The 23,773-nt window shown below is 43.4% G+C and carries 18 protein-coding genes and 6 tRNA genes; 8 read left to right on the top strand and 16 right to left on the bottom strand.

Features of this window, described 5'->3' with window-relative positions; translation table 11 throughout:
* Positions 1 to 49: 49 nt before the first annotated feature.
* The 15 genes from ACTJIX_RS10550 to pyrC all read right to left on the bottom strand — a co-directional run bounded on the left by ACTJIX_RS10550 (position 50) and on the right by pyrC (position 12,093).
* Positions 50 to 1,462, bottom strand: a complete 1,413-nt coding sequence (locus ACTJIX_RS10550; protein ID WP_004893673.1) for an iron-containing redox enzyme family protein — start codon at positions 1,460 to 1,462, stop codon at positions 50 to 52.
* 243 nt (positions 1,463 to 1,705) lie between these two features.
* A tRNA-Glu gene (locus ACTJIX_RS10545) sits at positions 1,706 to 1,781 on the bottom strand.
* 46 nt (positions 1,782 to 1,827) lie between these two features.
* Positions 1,828 to 1,903: transfer RNA gene (locus tag ACTJIX_RS10540), tRNA-Glu, on the bottom strand.
* A 24-nt stretch (positions 1,904 to 1,927) separates the two neighbouring features.
* Positions 1,928 to 2,003: transfer RNA gene (locus ACTJIX_RS10535), tRNA-Glu, on the bottom strand.
* 131 nt (positions 2,004 to 2,134) lie between these two features.
* Positions 2,135 to 3,046 carry an alpha/beta hydrolase gene (locus ACTJIX_RS10530; RefSeq protein ID WP_440611431.1) on the bottom strand — a complete coding sequence of 304 codons (912 nt, stop codon included), beginning with the start codon at positions 3,044 to 3,046 and terminating at the stop codon, positions 2,135 to 2,137.
* Between the two features lie 243 nt (positions 3,047 to 3,289).
* The gene (locus ACTJIX_RS10525; protein WP_440611430.1) at positions 3,290 to 4,183 is read right to left on the bottom strand and encodes an alpha/beta fold hydrolase; all 894 of its coding nucleotides are present in this window, start codon (positions 4,181 to 4,183) and stop codon (positions 3,290 to 3,292) included.
* Positions 4,184 to 4,268: 85 nt separating this feature from the next.
* Complete coding sequence (locus ACTJIX_RS10520) at positions 4,269 to 5,681, bottom strand: amino acid permease (protein ID WP_440611429.1); 1,413 nt, start codon at positions 5,679 to 5,681, stop codon at positions 4,269 to 4,271.
* Positions 5,682 to 5,795: 114 nt separating this feature from the next.
* Positions 5,796 to 5,871 (bottom strand) — tRNA-Glu (locus ACTJIX_RS10515).
* A 211-nt stretch (positions 5,872 to 6,082) separates the two neighbouring features.
* Positions 6,083 to 6,232 (bottom strand): hypothetical protein, encoded by a 150-nt coding sequence (locus tag ACTJIX_RS10510; RefSeq protein ID WP_004810670.1) that lies wholly within the window; start codon positions 6,230 to 6,232, stop codon positions 6,083 to 6,085.
* Positions 6,233 to 6,313: 81 nt separating this feature from the next.
* Positions 6,314 to 8,128: a TonB-dependent receptor plug domain-containing protein gene (locus ACTJIX_RS10505; protein ID WP_440611428.1), complete on the bottom strand. Its 1,815-nt coding sequence runs from the start codon at positions 8,126 to 8,128 to the stop codon at positions 6,314 to 6,316.
* Positions 8,129 to 8,168: 40 nt separating this feature from the next.
* Positions 8,169 to 9,298 (bottom strand): IS3-like element ISAcsp5 family transposase gene (locus tag ACTJIX_RS10500; protein WP_108675654.1). Its coding sequence is split into 2 segments (ribosomal slippage): positions 8,169 to 9,046 and positions 9,046 to 9,298, totalling 1,131 coding nucleotides; the frame shifts between segments, so codons are not numbered across the junction.
* A gap of 74 nt (positions 9,299 to 9,372) precedes the next feature.
* Complete coding sequence (locus tag ACTJIX_RS10495) at positions 9,373 to 10,152, bottom strand: TonB-dependent receptor plug domain-containing protein (RefSeq protein ID WP_440611427.1); 780 nt, start codon at positions 10,150 to 10,152, stop codon at positions 9,373 to 9,375.
* Between the two features lie 166 nt (positions 10,153 to 10,318).
* Positions 10,319 to 10,394: transfer RNA gene (locus tag ACTJIX_RS10490), tRNA-Glu, on the bottom strand.
* A 20-nt stretch (positions 10,395 to 10,414) separates the two neighbouring features.
* Positions 10,415 to 11,074 carry a ribonuclease T gene (gene rnt, locus ACTJIX_RS10485; RefSeq protein WP_008303612.1) on the bottom strand — a complete coding sequence of 220 codons (660 nt, stop codon included), beginning with the start codon at positions 11,072 to 11,074 and terminating at the stop codon, positions 10,415 to 10,417.
* Positions 11,059 to 12,093: a dihydroorotase gene (pyrC, locus tag ACTJIX_RS10480; protein ID WP_004893685.1), complete on the bottom strand. Its 1,035-nt coding sequence runs from the start codon at positions 12,091 to 12,093 to the stop codon at positions 11,059 to 11,061. The genes rnt and pyrC overlap by 16 nt, the downstream gene beginning before the upstream one ends.
* 151 nt (positions 12,094 to 12,244) lie before the next feature.
* Here pyrC and ACTJIX_RS10475 point away from each other — a divergent pair, with 151 nt between their 5' ends.
* Positions 12,245 to 13,513 (top strand): GGDEF domain-containing protein, encoded by a 1,269-nt coding sequence (locus ACTJIX_RS10475; protein ID WP_026056722.1) that lies wholly within the window; start codon positions 12,245 to 12,247, stop codon positions 13,511 to 13,513.
* Between the two features lie 66 nt (positions 13,514 to 13,579).
* Here ACTJIX_RS10475 and argG read toward each other — a convergent pair whose 3' ends face one another.
* Positions 13,580 to 14,920: an argininosuccinate synthase gene (argG, locus tag ACTJIX_RS10470; RefSeq protein ID WP_004810660.1), complete on the bottom strand. Its 1,341-nt coding sequence runs from the start codon at positions 14,918 to 14,920 to the stop codon at positions 13,580 to 13,582.
* Positions 14,921 to 15,424: 504 nt separating this feature from the next.
* On the opposite strand from argG, the gene lldP reads away from it, so the two are divergent.
* The 7 genes from lldP (at position 15,425) to ACTJIX_RS10435 (ending at position 23,769) form a co-directional block, all read left to right on the top strand.
* Positions 15,425 to 17,086: an L-lactate permease gene (gene lldP, locus ACTJIX_RS10465; protein WP_008303614.1), complete on the top strand. Its 1,662-nt coding sequence runs from the start codon at positions 15,425 to 15,427 to the stop codon at positions 17,084 to 17,086.
* Positions 17,087 to 17,107: 21 nt separating this feature from the next.
* Entirely contained in the window at positions 17,108 to 17,851 is a 744-nt protein-coding gene (lldR, locus tag ACTJIX_RS10460; protein WP_308912313.1) for a transcriptional regulator LldR, read from the top strand.
* 3 nt (positions 17,852 to 17,854) lie between these two features.
* Positions 17,855 to 19,009: an FMN-dependent L-lactate dehydrogenase LldD gene (gene lldD / locus ACTJIX_RS10455; protein ID WP_308912314.1), complete on the top strand. Its 1,155-nt coding sequence runs from the start codon at positions 17,855 to 17,857 to the stop codon at positions 19,007 to 19,009.
* Positions 19,010 to 19,165: 156 nt separating this feature from the next.
* Positions 19,166 to 20,860, top strand: a complete 1,695-nt coding sequence (gene dld, locus ACTJIX_RS10450) for a D-lactate dehydrogenase (protein WP_440611426.1) — start codon at positions 19,166 to 19,168, stop codon at positions 20,858 to 20,860.
* A 233-nt stretch (positions 20,861 to 21,093) separates the two neighbouring features.
* Complete coding sequence (locus tag ACTJIX_RS10445) at positions 21,094 to 21,447, top strand: hypothetical protein (protein ID WP_008303621.1); 354 nt, start codon at positions 21,094 to 21,096, stop codon at positions 21,445 to 21,447.
* Between the two features lie 107 nt (positions 21,448 to 21,554).
* Complete coding sequence (locus ACTJIX_RS10440; protein WP_005221379.1) at positions 21,555 to 23,591, top strand: NADPH-dependent 2,4-dienoyl-CoA reductase; 2,037 nt, start codon at positions 21,555 to 21,557, stop codon at positions 23,589 to 23,591.
* Between the two features lie 87 nt (positions 23,592 to 23,678).
* Positions 23,679 to 23,769, top strand: a tRNA-Ser gene (locus ACTJIX_RS10435).
* Positions 23,770 to 23,773 lie beyond the last annotated feature (4 nt).

Raw genomic sequence — 23,773 nt, 5'->3', positions numbered from 1 at the left:
ATCTACATTTAAAAAGGCACCGTAAGGTGCCTTTTTAAATGCAACAGATTTAGCTGAATTGCACCGCTTGGGTCTGGAAAGGAAACAGGATTTTAGAGACCTGTTGTGTCGCCCAAAGTCCAAGCTGCTGATAATGACAATGTGGTGCTACATAAGGCGTGAGAATCTCCAGTTTTTCCTCATTATTGTCACAACGCTTCAGATGCAAGCGAAGTTCTTCCAGCTTATGTTGCTCTTGCCGACTGATTATCGGCGTTTGCGTCCGTAGTTGATGTGAAGAAAGCCGTCGAGCCAGTTCTGGACCTTGAATCCAGTCACGAATTATCTGTTTCTCTGTGGCATTAAATACGCCAAACATCTTGCCATCTGGATCATCAATCAGTTTCCAGAAACGGCTTTGCTCTACAGACAGTCCACGTTGAATCCAGCCTTTATCCATCATGACCTGTAGAAAATCCTGAATCTGTTCAGGTTGTGACAACCACTCATTGATGGTCTTACCACTAAACTGACATTTCTGGTTATGAATGTACTGACCAATTAAAGCTTTCTGCTGAAACAGTTTCAACACCTGGGCATCGAGATCCAACTCACGCACGATCTGAGTAGAACTCTTGCCTACATCATTCAGCAAGTAACCCTGTTTGACCATTTCCAGATAGCGCTCTGGGTGTTCTGCAGAACGGTATAGATCCAGGAAAGCTTGCAGGGATTTTTGCGCATGGCCATTATGCGCATTATCAATCGTGATGTGCACATTAAAGTAATGCGGATTGATACCGAGTTCAGCCAGTTCATAATTGGTAATCAATAAATGTAGCGGTAGTTGTTCATAGCCCAGATTAAAGCCAATCACCAGCGGTAAATATTCAGCTGGCGCATACGCCAAAGCCAACTGGACAGCTGCCTGTTCATAATAGCGGTCATCGAGTTGTTCGCTATAGGCAGTGAGTTCATAGTTATTTAGCAGATCCTGATACATGGTGACATGGTTGGTTTGTGGATGACCCAGCCCCAGCTCTTCCAGATAAATATGAATCAGGTCTTTAAGCGCAGGTTGATCCGCATGTTCCAGAGTAGAGTATAACCATGAGCCATCGACCATTTTTGTAGGTGCCACCCGGTAGAGAAATTCAAATGCATGCGATACCGTAGCAAAGTATTCACGTTGTCCGCCTTGTTTGCGACGGCTGAGATAATCCTGAAATATTCCACAAATTTTATGATGTTCTTCTAAAAAATGCGTAGCAGCATGTTCGGGTTGGTCGAGCCAGCTGATGGAACCCAGATCGATGTGCTGGATTAACTGACTGAGGTATTGTTCTGCCGAATCTGTTTTTGTTTTTTTAGAGATCTGCTCATCCAGAAAAAAATCCACCCAATCTTTGAAGCTTTTAGTTGGTTCTTGAACAAGATTTTCAAATGGGGGTGCAGTTAAACAAAACTCCGTACTCGTGAACATAATCTTATCCTTGCATATTGGCTCCTAACTTACCTTAGCCTTATGTGAAAGATCAGATGTTTGGTTTTTGTTCGATTTTATGGCGGAAAATACAAGGACTTTGCAAAAGTGCGTAAATTTTTAGAGGTTTATTATTTTGAATATATGGTAAAAATAAATCAAATTGAAGGCAATAAAAAAGCCCAGGTCACAATGCCTGAGCTTTTTTATGAGAAGATCATTTTAAGATAATCATCTCGAATATGGCGTCCCTACGGGGATTCGAACCCCGGTTACCGCCGTGAAAGGGCGATGTCCTAGGCCTCTAGACGATAGGGACAGTACAGAAGATAGATTTTAAAACCTTTACTTTCAGTTTGAAGTAATGGCGTCCCTACGGGGATTCGAACCCCGGTTACCGCCGTGAAAGGGCGATGTCCTAGGCCTCTAGACGATAGGGACTTAATAAAATATTACTTCTGAAATTGGCGTCCCTACGGGGATTCGAACCCCGGTTACCGCCGTGAAAGGGCGATGTCCTAGGCCTCTAGACGATAGGGACGTTTCAGAGGTGGGCGTATAATAGGGTGAAAAAAGGGGGGTGTCAAACGCATTTCTGCACTTTTTCTAGTTTTTTGAACCGAGTGCATAAAATTAAAACAATCTTAAGAAAATACTTGAAAAATACATGGTTTAAGCTGGATTTTTAAGCAATTCTAGAATTGTTTCTACCACCTGCGGATGGAGTAAATAACCAGTAATATCATGCGGGCGGTGAATATGTGTACGAATGCCGTGGTTAATAATTGCAGGTTGAAACTCAAATGGCGGTTGTGTAAGAGGAAAAGCGGTGAGGAAATCATCAGTTGAATAGAAATTTATCCAGTCGCCTGTAATTGCAGCAGGTCGTACAATCGGTTGTGGTAAATGTGACTGGATCACCTGGAATGCTAATGGCGATCCTAAAGTAATAAAACGCTGTACATTCAGTTCAGGGTGCTGGATAAGATGATTATAGGCAATCACACTTCCTAAAGAATGAGCAATGACAATGCAGGGTTTGCGACCACTCAGTTGTCGGGCAATCCGTTCATGTACTTCTCTCATGAAATCAGGGTTATCGAGATAAAGATAAGTTTCAATCAGAAATCTCTGCAATAGAGTGCGATGCAGAGTGGGAAAATAATTGAGTAATAAGGCAAAATCCCGAAGCGCCACATTCTTGCCGAGGGCGGTAAAATAATTGAATTTCTGTCTGAAATCCATGGTATCACTTGGGCTGGGTTGGGCGAAATCGGTAATTGTGGGCCTACGCCAACCAGGACGTGGAACTGGTGCAGGAAGCTGGGGCTGAACAGGCTGACGGAACCGAAAGCTGGGCCATTGCTGTGGCATCAGGGTGCCAGCATTGAGGATGTTGCGGACGTTATAGCGAGAAAGCAAGTCCCCATAAAATGGAATGTGAATGTGACGTCGTAAATAACTGAATCTGGCATCGTGATGATGTTTGCGAATACCTTTTTGAAGTATATGTAGCCAGCGCTGACGGATCGATGCAGCGCTATGATGTTGCTGATTCATTCCATGAATAAAAATAACTTTCATCGATACCTCACGGAGGTCGATCTATATATTCACAGTATAGAGAAAATTGCGGCAAGCCAAGCTGTACTTTTTGTGGTGTTCATGTGTAAATTACTTTGATAAAACAATTATTAACAGACAGTTGTATATTTATAAAAAAGTAGAAAAAGCAGTAAATTGATAGATACGGATCAAGGATTTTACTACATAGAAAAAAGATAGGAATAAAACGGTAAAAGTTAAATCCCGCTGTTTAAGTAAATCCTAAAGTAATTCCAGCAGCGCTTTGATGACGTCGGAATGTTGGATATAACCATCAATATCATGCGGATGATAGATGGAGGTACGAATTTTCTGATTAATAATCGCCGGCTGAAACTGGAAGGGTGGTTCTGATAAGGGAAAGGCAGTCAGAAAGTCATCGCTACAATAAAAATTGATCCAGTCACCACGAATGGCCTCGGGTCGGGTCATCGGTTGCGGTAAATGTTCCTGTATCACACGAAAGGCCATGGGCGATCCCAGCGTAATAAAGCGCTGCACATTTAATTCCGGATGTAAAAGCAGATAATGATAGGCAATCACGCTGCCTAAGGAGTGTGCGATCAAGATACAAGGTTTATTGTCATGTAGTCGCTGACCAATACGCTGATGAACTTGCTGCATGAATCTGGCATTGGCCAGATAGGAATATGTTTCAATCAGAAATTTTTTGATGAGCGTATCATGCAGATGGGGAAAATAATTGAGCAAGACCATAAAATCCCGTAAGGCTGTATTTCGGCTTAAGGTAGTAATAAATTTCAGCTTCTGGTTAAAAGTCAGAGCATCCTCAATATTTAATTCGGGAATCTTGCAAGTTTCAGCTAAATACTGATGAAAATGTGGCGGCGACGGTTGGGATTTAAGTGGGTGGCGCAAGGGAAAATGTGGCCACTCTTGTGGCATTAAGGTACTGGCGTTCAATACATTATGTAAATGATGCCTTAACAGTAAATCTCCATAAAAAGGGATACGAACATGACGTTTGATATAGGCAAAACAGGCCTGTCGATGCGACTGTTTCAGACCATGTTTAAGCAGACTTAGCCAACGTTGCTTTAATGAAGCAGAACTAAAATTCTGCTTGTTCATCCCATGGATATAAATAATTTTCATCGACACACCGCTGTGGCTGCCTGACACATATTCAGTATAGATAAAAAAAGAGCAGCCGGAGCTGCTCTTTTGTTAGCGCTAAGATTTAAGCTTTATTGTGATAAAACTTATAATAGCTGGCATAGCAAAGTCCAATAAACACCAGACAGCCAAAGAAGCTGATCCGCATTGTTGGATCAAATACCATACTGATACAGGTAATCAGACAGAACAGGAAACCCAGAATCGGCACAATCGGGAACAACGGTGCAGCGAAAGCAAGATCTTTAGCTGTCTTCCCTTGTTTGTACCATTCACGGCGGAAGTTGAACATACTCAGACAGATACTCATCCAGACCACCACCATGGTAAAGGCTGCAATACCCAACAGGTTAGTGAAAATGGTTTCTGGTGCAAACTGTTCAGACAACAGACCTGGCATACCACCAATCATGGTTACGATTACCGCAATGTAAGGAATACCGCGTGCATTCACTCTTGAGAACATGGCTGGTAATTGTTTGCTATAAGACAATGACCACATCATACGGGAAGCAGCAAATAAACCTGAGTTTGCAGCAGACAACAGTGCGGTGATAATTACAAAGCGAATAACGTCTTCAGCGTATGGAATACCAATGTGCTCGAATACGGTCACGAATGGGCTACTACTTACACCTTCAGCAGCAAGACCTGCTTCTTGATGTGGTAATAGACACGTCACCACGACAATCGTACCTACAAAGAAAATCAATAGGCGGAAAATTGCGGTATTGATGGCTTTCGGTACGTTTTTGGCAGGATCTTTGGTTTCACCAGCGGCCACACCAATCAGTTCTGTACCTGAGAAGGCAAAGTTGACAATCAGCATTGTTGTGAAGATGGGGAACAGGCCTTCAGGGAACCAACCCTGAGCTGTCAGATTGCTAAACAGCGGGGCAGTTTCCTGACCTGCATAACCCAATACACCAAATATGGCCAATAATCCCAGCAGGATAAAGGCAATAACAGTGACAACTTTAATGAGGGCCAGCCAGAATTCGGATTCTGCAAACCAGCGGGTCGAAATCATATTCAGTGTAAACACAAGCGCACCAAAGACCAGTGTCCACATCCACATGGAGCTGTCCGGGAACCATTCCTGCATCAATAAAGCTGCAGCGGTAAATTCGGTTCCCAGTGTCACTGACCAAGTCAGCCAGTATAACCAGGTAATGGTATAACCTGTGCCCGGTCCAATATAACGTTTGGCATAAGCACCAAATGAACCAGATTCAGGCATATGTACGGCAAGTTCACCCAGACATAGCATAACCATGTAAGCGATGATACCGCCGAGGAGATAAGCAAGAATGGCACCTACAGGCCCCGTTTGTGCAATGACTTCACCCGACCCTAAAAATAGGCCGGTCCCGATTGCGCCACCAAGCGAAATCATGACCAGATGTCGAGTACTCATAGCGCGTTTTAAAGGCGCAGAATTGCCCTGATGCGTAGCATCATTCGGAGATGAGTGCATAGGAAATAAGAAATACTTCAAAGGAATGAAGCGAGCTATTGTAGTCAAAAACTACAAATCTGCAATCAAATAATAGTAATTTTGAATAAGTGCTGATCGTATGAGATCAATAGATGGCGTCCCTACGGGGATTCGAACCCCGGTTACCGCCGTGAAAGGGCGATGTCCTAGGCCTCTAGACGATAGGGACGTTGCGAGGTGATGGCTATGTTAAGGACTAAGCTAAGCTTTGTCAAAAGGCTTTTTGCTAAAAATGAATTAACAGATTAAACATTAAACAAGAACAAAGGATTAAAGTGATTTCTGAGTTCAAACTAGCGTATCCATCAGTTTGTAGCATCAGAAATCGACATTGAGACCTCAAATTCCCGTCACTTTACAGGAGTTTAAGTCGTGTGGATTTAATGGTCAGGTGTTTGGGATTCGGCCGGTTGACTGGCTGGAACCGTTTGTTCCGCAGGTGCTTCGGTTTTATCTTCACGGTTGACGATATATAGATACAGCATGGAAGGCGCTAAAATCATTAAAACCAGTAAGATCTTTTTTAACATGGCACAAATGCAAGAGATGAAATTGCAGTAATTATAGCCTAAGCAAATTAAAAAGAGCACCTGAGTGCTCTTGTCCATGAGTTAGAATTTAAAAGTGATATCTGCGATAAATTGGCGGCCAATTTCAGAGTACAGTTTGCTTCCACTCACATATAAATTATTGCGGTTAGTAATATTATTTACCGTTAAGCCAAAAATCGCTGAATAATCTTTTGAAACTTTCCAATCATATGTGGTGCGCACATCCCATGTAAAACGAGGTTTTACATCTTGTAGCGTATAAGTATCGATTTTAACGCCATCATACACCACTTTGTCAGCAGAGCTCGCTTCTAGCACTTGCTCATAGGTGTCTTTATAGCTAAAGAAGTTGGAAATTTTTAAAGGAAGAGAATCAAAGCCAATATTCCACATGACACGTGCAGTAATCGGTTGGTTATAGTTTGATGCAGGGCGGTCACCATAAGGCATAATTTTGCCATCAAAGGAAATCAGCTCCTGAAGGTCTTCTTCGGTAAAGTTTTCCGTATAATCTGGTGCGCTACGGTACACATCCGAGTAATTGACCGCTAAGCCTAAATCATGTTGAGTGCCTTTAAATTTAAGTGGCTCAATCGTATTAAGTTCTAGCGTTACGGTATCATTTTCGCCATAACCGCTGTTATCAAACTCATAAGAATAAGTAAAATAGTCGTTTGGAATATCAGTTCTATTACGGGTGATTTCATCATCATACTGACGATTCACCCATTTTAAGCTGAGATTGGTGTTTTTAAATTGGCTATTAAACCCAAGGACAAATTCATCTGCAAATGGGGTTTTAAGATCCTTGCGGCGTGTATCATTGGCTGAAACTTTTACTTCTTCAACCCATTCAGAATTTTGATCAGCACGGCTGATGTCAAAATCTAATGAGGTCAGATGTTGACGCAAGTCCGTCATATACGTTGGGGCATTATAGTAGCGGTTCCAACCTGAAGTCAGGGTTAATAATTTATTGGAAAAAGGCTGATAACTAATGCTGCTACGTGGTGCAAAGTTAAGATTATTATTTGATTCATCATAATCAGCACGCACACCTAAACGGGCATTGAGGTTGTTCCAGCGAATATTATCTTCTAGATACAAGGCTGCTTGATGATATTGACCAGCAAAGCTACCTGCTTTGTATACATTACCCTTTTTAAAGTATTGGCCATCAAAGACCGTAGGGACTTTATTGTTCAGGAATACAGCTGTGGTATTTTCATCGCAGAGGGGATCATTGGTTTGACATTGTTGACCTTTAAGATCAAACAAGTTTTGAGTTTTCCCTGAGGTTACGCCATAGAAAGTTGAAAAATCTTTGGTACGTTCCCATTGTACATCATCATAATGATAGGCAAAACCGGCGCTGATTTGATGGTCGGTGTCTGCAAATTTAAAGTTATTAAATAGCGCATTTAACCCATAACTCACAGAAGATTGTTTTAAATCAATATCTGCAGAGGTTGCACCTTCCCATACTTTTTCAGTATTCGCCCAGTCTTTGCTCCCTGTTGCATATATCCAGTTCACACCGCGATCAGATGATGATTCACGTGCATTGTCAATTTGCTGGTAATTGAGCTGGTGTATTAATTGTCCCCAATCTTGTTTTTGTTGCATCTCTGCGAAAATTAAAGCTGATTGATTATTAGTGCTGCTGTGAGAGTTACGACGTTTGTCTGCGTAAGTATTGTCTTCCAAATCACCTAAAGCGAAACCGAATTTCATACTGGTGTCTGCATTTGGATCGACATACAAGGTTCCGCCGACATTGGTGTTACGTTTTTCTTGATCAATTTGTTTTGGTGCAGGTAAGCCACTTTCAACAGGAATTGCTGATGATGTGGTTCCGTTAATTAGACCACTCAATTCAGTTTTATAAGTGATAAATCCGCTCTAAATATTTAAATTATGCTGCCATTACTTTTAGTAAATGTTGATCATAAAATTCATTTGGTGTTGCCTTATTCAAACTTGAATGAGGACGTATCATGTTATAAAAATCCAAATATTCAGCAATTGATTGTTTCGCTTGTTTAACCGTATCGTAAGCCTTCAAATAGACTTCCTCATGCTTCACGCTGCGCCATAAACGCTCAATCATCACATTATCCATCCATCGTCCTTTCCCATCCATACTGATACGGATATTTCGCAATTTTAACTCATTCAAAAATGCCTCGCTTGTGAATTGACTGCCTTGGTCTGTATTAAATACCTCTGGACAACCATATTTCACAATTGCTTCTTGCAACGCATCTATGCAAAAGTCTGTTTCCATACTGATTGATACACGATGAGCCAGTACTTTACGACTATGCCAATCTATAACTGCACACAGATAGACAAAGCCTTTAGCCATAGGAATGTACGTGATATCTGTACACCAGACTTGATTAGAGTGATCGATGACCATGTTTTTCAACAGATATGGGAAAATACGGTGTGCAAGATTAGGCTTACTGGTATTGGGTTTTGGATACAAGGCATGTATTCCCATCAAGCGCATTAAACGTCGGACTTTACGCCGACCTATTTGATGCCCTTGACGCTGTAGCATATCTCGTATCATTCGACTGCCCATAAATGGGTAGTCGAGATGAATTTCATCGATTAGACGCATCCAACTCAAATCAGTTGATGAAATCTCTTTGGGCTTGTAATACAACGTACTGCGATTGATCTGAATCAATTGCGATTGTTGTCGTACCGAAAGTTGATGGGTCTTATCGATCATTTTTTGCCGCTCAGCTGCCCTATTTTTCTGAGCGCACCTTCTAAAAAATCAATTTGCAATGCCTGATGTCCTATCTTGGCATGTAAAGCTTTGAGGTCAATCTCAGGTTCTTGTTGTGCTGTTGGTCGTGAAAAAATATTGACTGATTGCTCAAGCAGTTGATTTTTCCAATCGATGATTTGGTTTTGATGTAAATCGAATTGAGTAGAAAGTTCAGCGAGTGTGTGGTCGCCTTTAATTGCTGCGAGAGCAACTTTAACTTTAAACTCTGCTGAATGATTACGACGTTTTCTTCGTGTCATGGTTGACTCCAAAAACAAGCATTTCCCATGCTTATTGGGGAGTAGATTATCACTTATAGGCATGGTCTAAAATCCTAGACCCACATCACTGATTTACGTTGTGAAGCATAGAGATCGAAGCCATAAACCTCTGAAAGCTTAGCAAAAATATTGGCACTAACACCTTGGCGAACATACTCTTTTTGGTTTGACTGGGTTGATGCACCTTCAAAGAGTCCTTTGTCTGCATCAGTTTTTAAGTGGTAGTGGTTCCAGTCACTTTCTGTATAGTCATAAGTGATGCTACCATGGACTTTGCCAATTTCAGATTTAGGCGCACAGGTTTCTGCCTGAACCACACCACCGGTGAAGCCACCGTGTTTTGCACTAATGTTGCTGTCTAATACTTCTAAATTACACAATAAATCGGTGTTGATTGCCACACCTTGTGAACCGCCAGACACTGCACCGTAGTTGGTTGTTCCTGAACCAGCAGGGTCGAGGTTATTGCTGTTGCTGACGCCATTGACCACAAATTTATTATTAAATGATTGTGCACCATGAATCGAAATTTCAGCCGGTTTTAAATCAGCTTGTGAGCTGGCTGCCATATGTTCATTGCTAAACTGCACATTCGGATTTACTTTTAAAAAGTCAGTGATATTTTTAGAGCTATTCGGCGTCTTTTCTAAGTCTTCTTTTGAATAAATGGCTTTTCCAACTTCATTTTCTTGCTGAGCTTCAATAATAATCGTGTTGAACTTAACCGTAGCTTCATTAAGGATGGATTCTTGATAATTTGATTCTTCTGCGAAGCTAGAGGTTGATAATGTGGTTAGAGCTGCAATAGAAAGTGTTGAATAAGCAAAACGCATGAGAAGGGTTGAATCTGTAAAAGATAATGAAATTGATTATCATTAACTTTGGTATAATAATCAATAATAATGAGAATTATTTGCATTAATGGGTTTTTTGGGTGTGCAGAATTTAATCGACTTAAATAGCTGAATAATAAAAAATAAAAAGACAGAGGAAAATAGATGGCGTCCCTACGGGGATTCGAACCCCGGTTACCGCCGTGAAAGGGCGATGTCCTAGGCCTCTAGACGATAGGGACGTTTAGAAGATGGCGGTATCTTATTGATCCGCCACCAAAGTGTCAAGCAGGTGTGGGGTGAGTTTGTTTAAAATATAGCAAAACAGTTCAGCTGTCTTCTGCGTGTCGTATAACGCAGAATGGGCTTCTTTGCCATCAAACTCGATACCGGCCTGAATACAGGATTTTGCCAGTACGGTTTGACCAAACATCACCGCACTCAAAGTCACTGTGTCGAAGACAGAAAAACTATGAAATGGGTTCTGGTTTTTGGTTCCTGTACGGGCAATAGCCGCCTGTACAAAGCCTAAATCGAAATGCGCGTTATGACCGACCAGAACGGCATGGGTACAGTTTTGCTGGCGGCGTACTTCATTTACAGATTTAAAAATGCGTTTAAGCGCAGTTTTCTCATCTTCGGCCATTGCAATACGCATCGGATTAGAGGGATCGATCCCAATAAAGTCCAGCGAACGGCGGTCAAGGTTTGCCCCTTCAAATGGATTGATATGTGCATGGTGAGCAGGGCCCGGCACAAATTCACCTTTCTCATTAAAAATAATAGGAATGGCAGCGATTTCCAGCAAGGCATCAGTTTGTGCATTAAAGCCCGCTGTCTCTACATCGACAACAACAGGCAGGAATCCACGGAAACGTTGACCAATGACTGGGAGAGTTTCATTTGTCACACTTTTCTCCATTGAATGGTTTTACCCGCATATAACGGAATAATCTGTTCACCATCCAAATAGTCCAGACTCTCAGGAATCACTTGATCTTGTTTTACCAGGGTAATGGTATTGGTATTACGAGGAAGGCCATAGAAGTCAGCACCAAAGTGGCTCGCAAAACCTTCCAGACGGTCAATTTTGCCGACCTGATCAAATGCCTGAGCATAAAGTTCAATTGCAGTGGGCGCACTATAACATCCTGCGCAACCACATGCATTTTCTTTGGCATTTTTTGAGTGCGGCGCACTATCTGTGCCCAAGAAGAATTTAGGATTACCGCTGGTCGCGACTTCCAGCAGAGTTTGCTGATGCGTCTGGCGTTTTAAAATCGGCAGGCAGTAGAAATGCGGCTTGATGCCACCCACTAGCATGTCATTACGGTTAAACAGTAAATGTTGTGGCGTGATCGTTGCAGCCACATTACGGTCCTGTTCCAGGACAAAGTTTGCCGCTTCACTGGTGGTAATATGTTCAAGTACCAGCTTCAGTTTCGGGAACTGCTTTAATAATGGAGAAAGTACTTCGTCCAGGAAACGTTTTTCACGATCAAAAATGTCGACATGGTTATGCGTGACTTCACCATGTAGCAGTAAAGGTACCTGATGTTCTTCAAGCTGCTCAATTACTGCATACACTTTAGAAATATCGCTTACACCGCTATCCGAGTTTGTAGTCGCACCAGCAGGATAAAGCTTGATGGCATTCACATACTCAGATTCTTTGATTTTTTTAACTTCGGCAGGTGAAGTATTGTTGGTGAAGTACAACACCATGCGTGGATCAAAGTTGCAGCCTTCCGGCACATGCGCCATGATGCGTTCACGATAGCTGTTTGCCTCTTCCACGGTTTTTACTGGTGGAACCAGGTTTGGCATACAGATTGCGCGGGAAAATTGTTGAGCTAGATCAGGAACAGTACGTTTAAGTGCTAGACCATCACGTAGGTGAGCGTGCCAGTCATCTGGCTGGAGAATCGTAATCGTATTCAAGGCGAATTCAATCAGAGAAATAATATGAATGATAATGCATCTATACCGAAAATGGTAATGTGAAATACTGACAAAAGATGCATTAACTATGAATTAATTTAAAAAAGTATGTTATTTTAAAAACACTAAAAAAATTACATACATGCTTGCCATGGAATATAAGTATAATTTAGCAAAACTGCAGGATCAAAAGGAAAAAGTCGAAGAGCTTATTGCTGGGCAGAAATTGAGCCGAGTTTTTCCTCAACCGCTTGAAGATGAATTCTGGACCAAAAATCTGGAACGTGCCCGTAAGCACGCCGATCAGTATGTCTGGGCAGGACTATTAATCTATTTTGTCGGCATGCTTATCCTTATTCCTACCGATTACTGGATCATCGATAAACAATATTTTGTACATGATTTTGTATTGTCTTTAATAGGTATTATTAATGGCGGAATTAGTTTATTTGTTTTCTATTTATTCTCCAGTTTAGAACGCTTAAAACCTTTTTTTCAGCCTGCTTCACTGGTCTTGATATTCTGGGCACTGGTTTCAATTTCATGTCTGACTATGTCCATTCAGACCGCAGCTTTACAGCATCAATCCATGGCAATTGTCACCATTATTTATGTGTTGGGTTATATCCTTACTGGTGTCAAGCCGATTCAGATGATGATCACTGGTGTATTGGCAGCTGGAACTACGATTATCTGCCTGACCCTGGTTGGGGCGAACTTTAATCCTTTGGTATTTGGCCGAATTCTATTGGGAAGTTGCCTGCTCGGTTTCGTTATTAGTCATATGATTTTTGCACGTGAACGGATGATTTTCCTTTATTCCATGCGGGCGCGGATCAGTGAGCAGATTCACCGGATTCACAATACCGAACTGTTACATCTGAGCCAGCATGATGAGCTGACCAAAATCTCGAATCGCCGTACCTTTGATGAAATGCTGGAAATTTACTTTTCTACCGCTCAGCGTCAGGAAAGCTCTTTGGCTATTTTATTTATCGATGTAGATTTCTTTAAGAACTATAACGATTTTTATGGGCACCAGAAGGGTGATGATGTGATTTCGACCATCGCCAAAACTATCAAGAATGCGATCCGGCATATGGACTTTGTTGCGCGTTATGGAGGTGAGGAGTTTGTGGTGCTACTTCCAGAAACTGATGCACATGGGGCTTATGCAGTATCTACCAATATCTTTAAAGCGATTGAACGTCTGGAAATACCACATGAAAAATCTTTGGTATCCAAGCAGATTACGGTAAGTCTAGGCATTACGGTTTATCGTGGCGAGCAAGCTATGACCAAAGATGGATTACTCGGTATTGCAGATCAGGCACTGTATCGTGCCAAGCAACTAGGGCGCAATCAGATTTATTATCAGAGCATTGCTTCGGTAAATTCAAAACCGCTGCATATCAGTTGAATTTTTCCTGAATTACAGACAATAAAAACCGCGCAATTTGCGCGGTTTTTTTGACACAACTAAAACTTAGTTTTTGTCTTTTAATTGTGGAACAGCTGAACCGGTACCCACTGCAAGTAAACCCGCACCTGTGTAGATACCCAGTTTTGCTCGCGTATCCGTAATGTCCAGGTTACGCATAGTTAACTGACCGATACGATCCATTGGCGAGAACATTGAATCACCTTTTTCCATCGTTAAGCGTTCAGCTTCGTATGTCAGGTTTTCAGATTCAGTGTTCATAATCGTGTAGTCATTACCACGACGTAGTTCTAAAGTCACAGTACCGGTAACCGCTTTAGCAACCCAACGCTGAGCAGTTTCACGAAGCATAAGCGCTTGAGAATCGAACCAGCGACCTTGGTAAAGAAGACGACCTAAACGAAGACCGTTGATACGGTATTGTTCAATGGTATCTTCGTTATGAATACCCGTCACCAGACGTTCATAAGCAATGTGAAGCAGCGCCATACCTGGAGCTTCATAAATACCACGAGATTTCGCTTCAATGATACGGTTTTCGATTTGATCCGACATACCTAGACCATGACGGCCACCGATACGGTTTGCTTCAAGAATGAACTCAACAGGATCTTCGATACGTTGACCGTTGATTGCAACTGGGAAGCCTTCTTCAAAAGTGATCGACACTTCTTCAGGTTTGATTTCAACTTCTTCCTTCCAGAACGCAACACCCATGATTGGGTCAACGATTTTGATGCCTGCATTCAGGTATTCAAGATCTTTGGCTTCGTGCGTCGCACCCAGCATGTTTGAGTCAGTTGAATAAGCTTTCTCTTTTGACATTTTGTAGTCAAAGCCGTTGTCGATCAGGAACTGAGACATTTCGGCACGGCCACCCAGCTCGTCAATAAATGTCTGGTCTAACCAAGGCTTATAGATTTTAAGATTCGGGTTAGTCAACAAACCATAACGGTAGAAACGCTCGATGTCGTTACCTTTATAGGTTGAGCCGTCGCCCCAGATGTTGACGTCATCTTCTTTCATTGCGGTAACAAGCATTGTCCCTGTTACTGCACGGCCCAGTGGCGTTGTGTTGAAGTAAGGAACACCACCAGTTGAGATGTGGAACGCGCCACATTGAATTGCAGCAATACCTTCTAATGCAAGCTGTAGACGGCAGTCGATTAAACGTGCTTTTACTGCGCCATATGCTTCAGCTTTCTTTGGAATCGCATCGTAATCATCTTCATCAGGCTGACCCAGGTTTGCAGTATATGCATAAGGTTCTGCGCCTTTTTGTTTCATCCACAACAGGGCTGCTGAAGTATCTAGACCACCAGAAAAGGCAATACCAACTTTTTTGCCTACAGGTACATTCTGTAAGATAGTTGCATTATCAGACATTGTTAATCCTAACGATAGAATAATATAGGCACCACTTATATTGGTGGCCAAAGAGAATTTTGAATGCAGATATTGTAACACCTTTCAAATGGCAAGTTTTCGCAAAAAAAATGCAAAATCTAAAAAATAGACAAAAAAATAAACAATCTAATGCAAATAGAGCCATCACAAATGGCCTTGAATTAGCCAAATCCAGGGTTTTAAAGCGGGCTAAGACTAAAGTTCTATAGGCTTCATTTTATCTCAACCTTTGCTCCTTTCAACCTGTTAAATACCCGATGTTGCTTAGCTTTCGCTCATATTGAATTCCATCTTTTAATATAAAAAATTGGTCATACCAATTATATTTTAATGATTTAACTGTTGCGGTATTTTAAATATTTTATTAATTTTAGCTACCTCAAAGACCGATATTGGTCTGTTTAATGTTAAATTGGTCATACCAATAATCTTTTGGACATGTCCTGTAATGACATAACAAACAAGCATTTCAAGGAGTAGAGAATGCTTCAACAGTGGCAACAAATCTACGATCCAATCGGAAATATTTGGATTTCCAGTGCGATCGCCCTCATTCCAATCGTATTCTTTTTCCTTGCTCTTGCTGTTTTCAGAATGAAGGGCAGTGTAGCTGGAACGATTACTGTGGCTTTGGCATTTCTGGTGTCAATGTTCCTCTACAAAATGCCAGTCACTATGGCATTGGCTTCCATGGTCTATGGGTTCTTCTACGGCTTATGGCCGATCGCCTGGATTATTATTGGAGCAGTATTCCTTTACAAGATTTCAGTGAAAACCGGTCAATTTGACATTATTCGCTCATCGATCCTGTCATTAACCGAAGACCAGCGTTTGCAAATGTTATTGGTTGGCTTCGCTTTTGGTACTTTCCTGGAAGGTGCTGCAGGCTTTGGCGCACCGGTTGCAATTACTGCTGCGTTATTAGTAGGTCTTGGATTTAAACCATTGTATGCCGCGGGTTTATGTCTGATTGTGAACACAGCACCTGTGGCTTTTGGTGCGATGGGAATTCCGATTATTGTCGCTGGTCAGGTATCAGGCGTAGACACCATGGAAATCAGCCAGATGGTAGGACGTCAATTGCCAATCATGGTACCCATTGTACTGGTGTGGATTATGGCAATCATGGATGGCTGGCGTGGTGTGAAAGAAACCTGGCCTGCAATTTTAGTCGGTGGTGGTTCTTTTGCCCTGGCGCAGTTCCTGACTGCTAACTATGTGGGTCCTGAATTACCCGATATCACTGCAGCGATTGCATCTTTGGTGAGCTTAACGGTATTACTCAAGTTCTGGCAGCCAAAACATATTTTCCGTTTTGATAATGAAAAACAAGTCGATAGCAATATTGCTTTGGCAAGCCAGCAAAAATATAGCATCGGTCAAATTATTAAAGCGTGGTCGCCATTTGCGGTACTGACTGCCATGGTAACTTTATGGAGCATCAAACCCTTTAAAGATCTGTTTGCCAAAGATGGGGCTTTAAGTGATTTAGTAATTTCCATTAAAGTGCCTTTCCTGCATCAAATGATTCAAAAGTTGCCGCCGGTGGTCGCTGAAGCGAAAGACTACGACGCGATCTATAAATTTGACTGGTTGTCAGCGACGGGTACAGCGATCATGATCGCTGCAATCATCACCATCATTTACCTGAAAATGAAACCGAAAGACGCAGTAGCGACCTTTGCTGAAACAGTAAATGAGCTGAAAACACCGATTTACTCAATTGGTATGGTATTGGCATTTGCTTTTATTGCCAATTACTCAGGCTTATCGGCAACCTTGGCATTAGCCTTGGCACATACAGGACAAGCATTCACGTTCTTCTCACCATTCCTGGGTTGGGTCGGTGTATTCCTGACAGGGTCTGATACTTCAGCAAACGCATTGTTCTCGGCTTTACAGGCAACTACGGCTCAGCAGATCGGTGTACCTGAAGTATTACTGGTGGCTGCGAATACCAGCGGTGGTGTAACCGGTAAAATGATTTCACCACAATCGATTGCAATTGCCTGTGCCGCAGTAGGTCTTGTCGGTAAAGAATCGGATTTATTCCGCTTTACCGTAAAACACAGTATCACCTTCACGGTGATGATCGGTATCATTATCACCTTACAAGCTTATGTGTTCCCATGGATGATTCCATAACACCATACTGAGGGCGATGCAATGAAAGTCTCTGATAAAGTCGTACAAAGTCTGCGTAATCTGATTGAAAAAAATCATATGCAGGTCGGGGACCGTTTGCCCGCAGAACGTAAATTATGTGAACAGTTAGATGTGTCGCGCTCTTCGTTGCGAGAAGCGCTGCAGCATCTGGTTAGCCAGGGCATGCTGGTGAGCCGTGTTGGTGCCGGTACTTATTTGCAGGAACTGCCGAATCACTGGTCACAGCATCATATTGTGCAGCCTTTAAGTGACCTGATGGATGTCGATCCTGAATACCGTTTTGATGTTCAGGAGTCTCGTCTGATTCTGGAAGGCGGTACAGCCTGGTATGCGGCACAGCGCGCCACACCCGATGATATAAAAAAAATCAGACAGTGTTACGACCAGATTGCGCACTATCAGCTGTTGGGTGATGACGATGAGGCAGCTCGCGCGGATGCCCGTTTTCATCTTGCGATTGCCGAAGCATCGCATAATGTGGTGCTGATCCAGTTGATGCGCAGTCTGTTCGACCTGCTGCAATTTAATGTGGTACTCGGACGACGCAAGGTCTATTCCGAGGCCCACCGTTTTGATCAGTTGCAGGACCAGCACTTTAAGGTGATGGCCGCAATTGAGCGTCAAGATCCAGAAGCTGCACGTCAGGCAGTTTGTGGACACATTGAGTTTGTCATTCAGCAAGTACGCACGATTGATGAGGATGAAGCCCGTCAGCAGCGTATGAGCCGATTAAACAGGATCTAAATTATGATTATCTCTTCTGCAAATGATTACCGTGAAGCCGCACGACGTCGTCTTCCACCATTCCTGTTTCATTATATTGATGGTGGGGCTTATGCAGAATACACGCTGAAACGCAATGTAGAAGATTTATCAAAAGTAGCGCTGCGTCAACGTGTCTTGAATGACATGTCAGCACTAAGTCTGGAAACTAAATTATTTGATGAAACCCTTTCGATGCCGGTGGCTTTGTCACCTGTAGGCTTGACCGGTATGTATGCACGCCGTGGGGAAGTACAGGCAGCAGTTGCGGCAGACCAAAAAGGTATTCCATTCACCTTGTCGACGGTATCTGTGTGCCCAATTGAAGAAGTGGCACCAGCGATCCAGCGCCCAATGTGGTTCCAGCTCTATGTCCTGCGTGACCGCGGTTTTATGAAAAATGCCTTGGAACGTGCCAAAGCTGCGGGTTGTTCAACGCTGGTCTTTACCGTGGATATGCCAGTGCCGGGTGCACGTTACCGTGATGCGCATTCTGGCATGAGTGGACCAAATGCAGCGATGCGCCGTTATATGCAATCTTGCATGCATCCGCACTGGGCCTGGAATGTTGGCTTAATGGGTCGTCCACACGACTTGGGTAATATCTCGAAATACCTCGGTAAACCGACAGGCCTTGAAGATTATATCGGCTGGTTGGGTGCCAACTTTGATCCGTCTATTTCCTGGAAAGATCTGGAGTGGATCCGTGACTATTGGGATGGTCCGATGGTGATCAAAGGGATTCTGGATCCTGAAGATGCTAAAGACGCTGTGCGTTTCGGTGCGGATGGCATTGTAGTATCCAACCATGGTGGTCGTCAGTTAGATGGTGTGTTATCTACCACACGTGCCTTGCCACCAATCGCTGATGCGGTAAAAGGTGAACTGAAAATCCTGGTCGACTCTGGTATCCGTAATGGTCTGGATGTGGTGCGTATGCTGGCAATGGGTGCGGACACCTGTATGCTCGGTCGGGCCTTCGTTTATGCATTGGGTGCTGCAGGCGGTGCAGGTGTCAGCAACCTTCTTGATCTGATCGACAAGGAAATGCGTGTTGCCATGACCTTAACAGGTGCCAAGACCATTGCTGACATTACACAGGATTGTCTGGTAAGGCTTGATTGCGAAATTTCACAATAAAACCAATCAGGATGACCACTCTAAATCGTGGTCATCCTAGAGCAATTCGGAACAACAGAATTACGGCTATTTCATCTATTCAAGATTAAAAATCCAAAACATGCTTATGGCTGATTTTATAAAAAGATAGCCATAAAAATGAAACGGGGCTCTACTATGCAAAACTCATTTGACGCTACTGCGACCTTAAACAATCTGGTCGCTGTGGTCGGCCAGCGATATGTATTGACGGACGATAACGATACTCGTCTGTATCGGCAGGGCCGGCGTTATGGTTCAGGTGAGGTGTTTGCGGTCGTCACTCCAGGTTCATTACTAGAACAATGGCAAGTATTGCAAATTGCTGTTGCAGCAGACTGTATCGTGATTATGCAGGCAGCCAATACCGGTTTAACTGGTGGTTCAACGCCGTTTGGTGAATATGACCGTCCAGTGATTGTGATGAGTACTCGCCGTCTGACAGGCATTCAGGTGATCCAGGAGGGTAAACAGGTTGTCTGTTTGCCGGGTGCAACACTTGATGCACTGGAAAAGCAGCTGGCACCATTTAACCGTGAACCGCATTCGGTGATTGGTTCATCCTGTATTGGTGCTTCGGTGCTGGGTGGCGTATGCAATAACTCCGGTGGAGCCTTGGTTCGCCGGGGGCCGGCCTATACTGAACTGGCATTATATGCGCGTGTGAATGAACATGGCGAACTGGAGCTGGTGAATCATCTCGGTATCCATCTGGGTCACAGTCCGGAAGAGATCCTAAAAAATCTGGAACAGAAACAATATAATGAGCAGGATATCCAGCAGCAGGAACATCGCTGTGCTTCCGATCATCGTTATAGTCAGGATGTGCGTCAGGTCGATGCTGATACTCCAGCACGCTTCAATGCCGATCCAAGCCGTCTGTTTGAAGCCTCTGGTTCTGCTGGTAAAGTTTGCGTATTTGCCGTGCGTCTGGATACTTTTGAAAAGATTCCAAGCCAGGTGTTTTATGTCGGTACTAATACTCAGGAGGACCTGACGGAAATCCGTCGTTTTCTGCTCAAAGATCTGCCGCGTCTGCCGATTGCTGGAGAATATATTCACCGTGTAGCTTATGACATCGGTGCGGAATACGGCAAAGACACTTTTATGTTCATTGAAAAATTTGGTACTGCCAAAGTGCCTGCCGCATTTGCCATGAAAGACAAGGTTGATGGGATATTGCAGAAAATGGGGCTACGTGGTTTAAGCGACAAAATTCTGCAAATGATCAGTAAAATGCTGCCATCACATTTGCCAAAACGCATGAACGAGTACCGTGATCTGTATGAGCATCATCTGATTCTCAGAATTGAAAATCAGGATGTGGCACAGGTACAGGCATTCTTTGAAGGCTACTTTAAGGCCCATCCTGATGGGAACTATTTTCTCTGCACCGAAGATGAAGGACGTAAGGCATTTCTGCACCGTTTTGCCGTAGCAGGTGCAGCAATTCGTTATCGTGATACCCATTTAAGTGAAGTGGAAGATATTGTGGCGCTGGATATTGCGCTGCGTAGGAATGACCGCCAATGGGTAGAAACCCTGCCACAGGAGATGGAAGAGCAGATCTTACATAAACTTTATTATGGTCACTTCCTGTGCCATGTATTCCATCAGGATTACATTGTAAAAAAAGGGGTTAATCCGCTGAAAATGGAACATGCCATGTGGAAGCTGCTGGATGTTCGTGGTGCGGAATATCCAGCTGAACATAATGTAGGGCATCTCTATATTGCCAAACCGGCGTTAAAAAACCATTATCAGAAGCTAGACCCGACCAATAGTTTTAATGTCGGTATTGGGCATAGCTCAAAGCTGAAATACTGGAAATAAGCAGAAAAACTGGGAATAACAACAATAACAATATGATCTGGCCTATCTCATGCAGTGCTCGCACTGCATTTTTTTATCTATAAAACATTGGAAAATACAGGTTGTACGAATGTTGCAATAGATCGAAAAACTGCTGATTTAAATCCATTCTTGGGTTTTAATATGCCAAGTAGAGATCATTACCTGGTCCTGATACGATAAAACTAACAATAACAATTTTTTAGGAATTTCTTATGAATTCGAGTATCACCCCGCCCCAGCTGCCACGACTGCATGAGCGTAATCAGACTTTGTCTGTATTGCATGGCATTTATGCCGGCCTGTTGATCTTTAGTGGCGCAGTATTTCTTTATCTTGAATCTCAGCAAAGAACCGCTTCAACCATCAGCCTGGGATTTGTCATTCTATTAATGCTGGTATTGATCTATTTCAATATTCAGGCAGCTCTGAAAGTTAAGAAAGGTCAGGGCGAGGGACGTACACTTTCCCGAATTATGGCGGTGCTGATGCTGTTGAGTTTTCCTGTAGGAACAGTACTGGGGGCAATTGCATTATGGAAAAGCTCGGCGAAACAGTGGGAGGCCTGAGTTGACCTGAGAAAGCAATAATTTTGTGAAAATGCCATAAACAAAAATAAAAAACACGCTAGAGTAATATGCAACAAGTTGCAAAGCCATCATCAAAGGGAATAGCCATGACAACGACTCGTTATGCGAATATTTTAAAACCGCTTCATCTGGGATTTACCACGATTAAAAACCGGGTGGTGATGGGTTCAATGCATACCGGGCTGGAGGATCGTTTCTATAATTATCCCAAACTGGCAGCTTATTTTGGCGAGCGTGCCAAAGGTGGGGTAGGGCTGCTCATCACGGGTGGTATTTCTCCAAACCGTCAGGGCTGGTTACTGCCTGCAGGTGGGACCATGAATACCTTGGGAGATATTGCTCCGCATCGACTGGTAACCCATGCCGTGCATAAGCATGGTGCCAAAATCCTGTTGCAGATCCTGCATGCCGGCCGTTATGGCTACCAACCTTTTGTGGTTTCAGCGAGTCCAATCAAGTCACCGATTTCTCCTTTTAAACCACGCCAGCTTTCAGAAAAACAGATTCTGGATACTATTCAGGACTATGTAAAAACTGCCAGTCTGGCAAAAAAAGCCGGCTATGATGGTGTGGAAATCATGGGTTCAGAAGGTTACCTGATTAACCAGTTCCTGAGTCGTCATGTTAATCAGCGCAATGATCGCTGGGGTGGTTCGATCGAAAACCGGATGCGTTTTGCGGTGGAAATTGTCAAAGCGATTCGGGCCGAGATTGGTGAAAAATTTATTATCTGCTTCCGTCTGTCTTTACTGGATCTGGTGCATGATGGCAATACCATGCAGGAAGTCATTACCGTCGCTAAAGCATTAGAGAAGGCCGGAATTACTTTACTTAATACCGGGATCGGCTGGCATGAAGCACGTATTCCAACCATTGTTACGTCTGTGCCACGGGCTGCTTTCGTCGAGTACACTGCAGAAGTAAAGAAAAATGTTACTGTTCCGGTGATCGCATCGAATCGTATCAATATGCCAGATACTGCTGAAGAAATCCTGGCATCAGGGCAGGCGGACATGGTGCAAATGGCACGTCCTTTACTGGCAGATGCTTTCTGGGTCAATAAAACAGCGACCAACCGTGTTGATGAGATCAATACCTGTATCGCCTGCAACCAGGCTTGTCTGGATCATACGTTTAAAAACCAGCGTGCTACCTGTTTAGTGAATCCGCGTGCTGGATATGAAACTGAACTGGTTTATGTAAAAACCAAAAAACCGAAACGGATCGCCGTTGTGGGTGGTGGCGTTGCAGGTATGTCAGCGGCAACGGTGGCTGCCGGACGTGGTCATGAGGTGACCCTGTTTGAAGCAACGAACGATGTTGGTGGCCAGTTCAATCTGGCAAAAGTAGTGCCGGGTAAAGAAGAATTTCATGAAACCATTCGTTATTTCAAGGTTCAAATAGAAAAGACTGGGGTTGAATTACGTCTGAATACCAAGGTCAATCGTGAACAGCTGGAACGTGAAGGTTTTGATGAGGTGATTGTGGCGACTGGCGTTGTACCACGCGCCTTGAAGATTGCGGGTAGTGATGCACCACAGGTCTTGTCCTATACCGAAGTGTTGAATGGAGCATCTGTCGGAGATCGAGTTGCCGTGATTGGTGCAGGTGGGATTGGTTTTGATGTATCTGAATTTTTGCTAAAACCGCCATTGCAACCCCAGCCAATGCCTGTAGAGGAATGGAAGCGTGAATGGGGAGTAGATCCAAATCCAAATTATGTAACGGAAGGGGGGATGCAGCCTGCAGAGGTTGAAGCACCAGTCCGGGAAATTTATCTGCTTCAACGTAAAACCACACCACTTGGTGCGGGTTTAGGCAAAACCACAGGCTGGGTACATCGCGCACAATTGAAAAAACATGGTGTACGTATGCTGCGGGGTGTGCAGTATAAGTCGGTTACTGATGAAGGCTTATGGATTGAAGTGGATGGACATGACCAATTGCTACGCGTAGATACGATTGTGGTATGTGCCGGTCAGGAATCAGTGAAAGAAATCATGCCAGTTGAAGGTCAAAAAACTATAGCTAAGTATCATATTATTGGTGGTGCCAAACTGGCGGCAGAGCTGGATGCCAAACGCGCGATTCGTGAAGGTGCTGAACTGGCAGCCAGATTGTAAGGATTTGATGAAACTATATGCAGTTGATTGCATTCACTGTAATTTTCACTTGTCAGGTGAGAAAAAGCTCCGTATGATGGCGCACATGGAAGCGTGGCAGAGCGGTTTAATGCACCGGTCTTGAAAACCGACGAGGGCTTATACCCCTCCGTGAGTTCGAATCTCACCGCTTCCGCCAGATA

The organism is Acinetobacter sp. 22323, assembly GCF_052044895.1.
Lineage (GTDB): Bacteria > Pseudomonadota > Gammaproteobacteria > Pseudomonadales > Moraxellaceae > Acinetobacter > Acinetobacter schindleri.
This window is presented reverse-complemented; position numbering and strand designations above follow the sequence as displayed.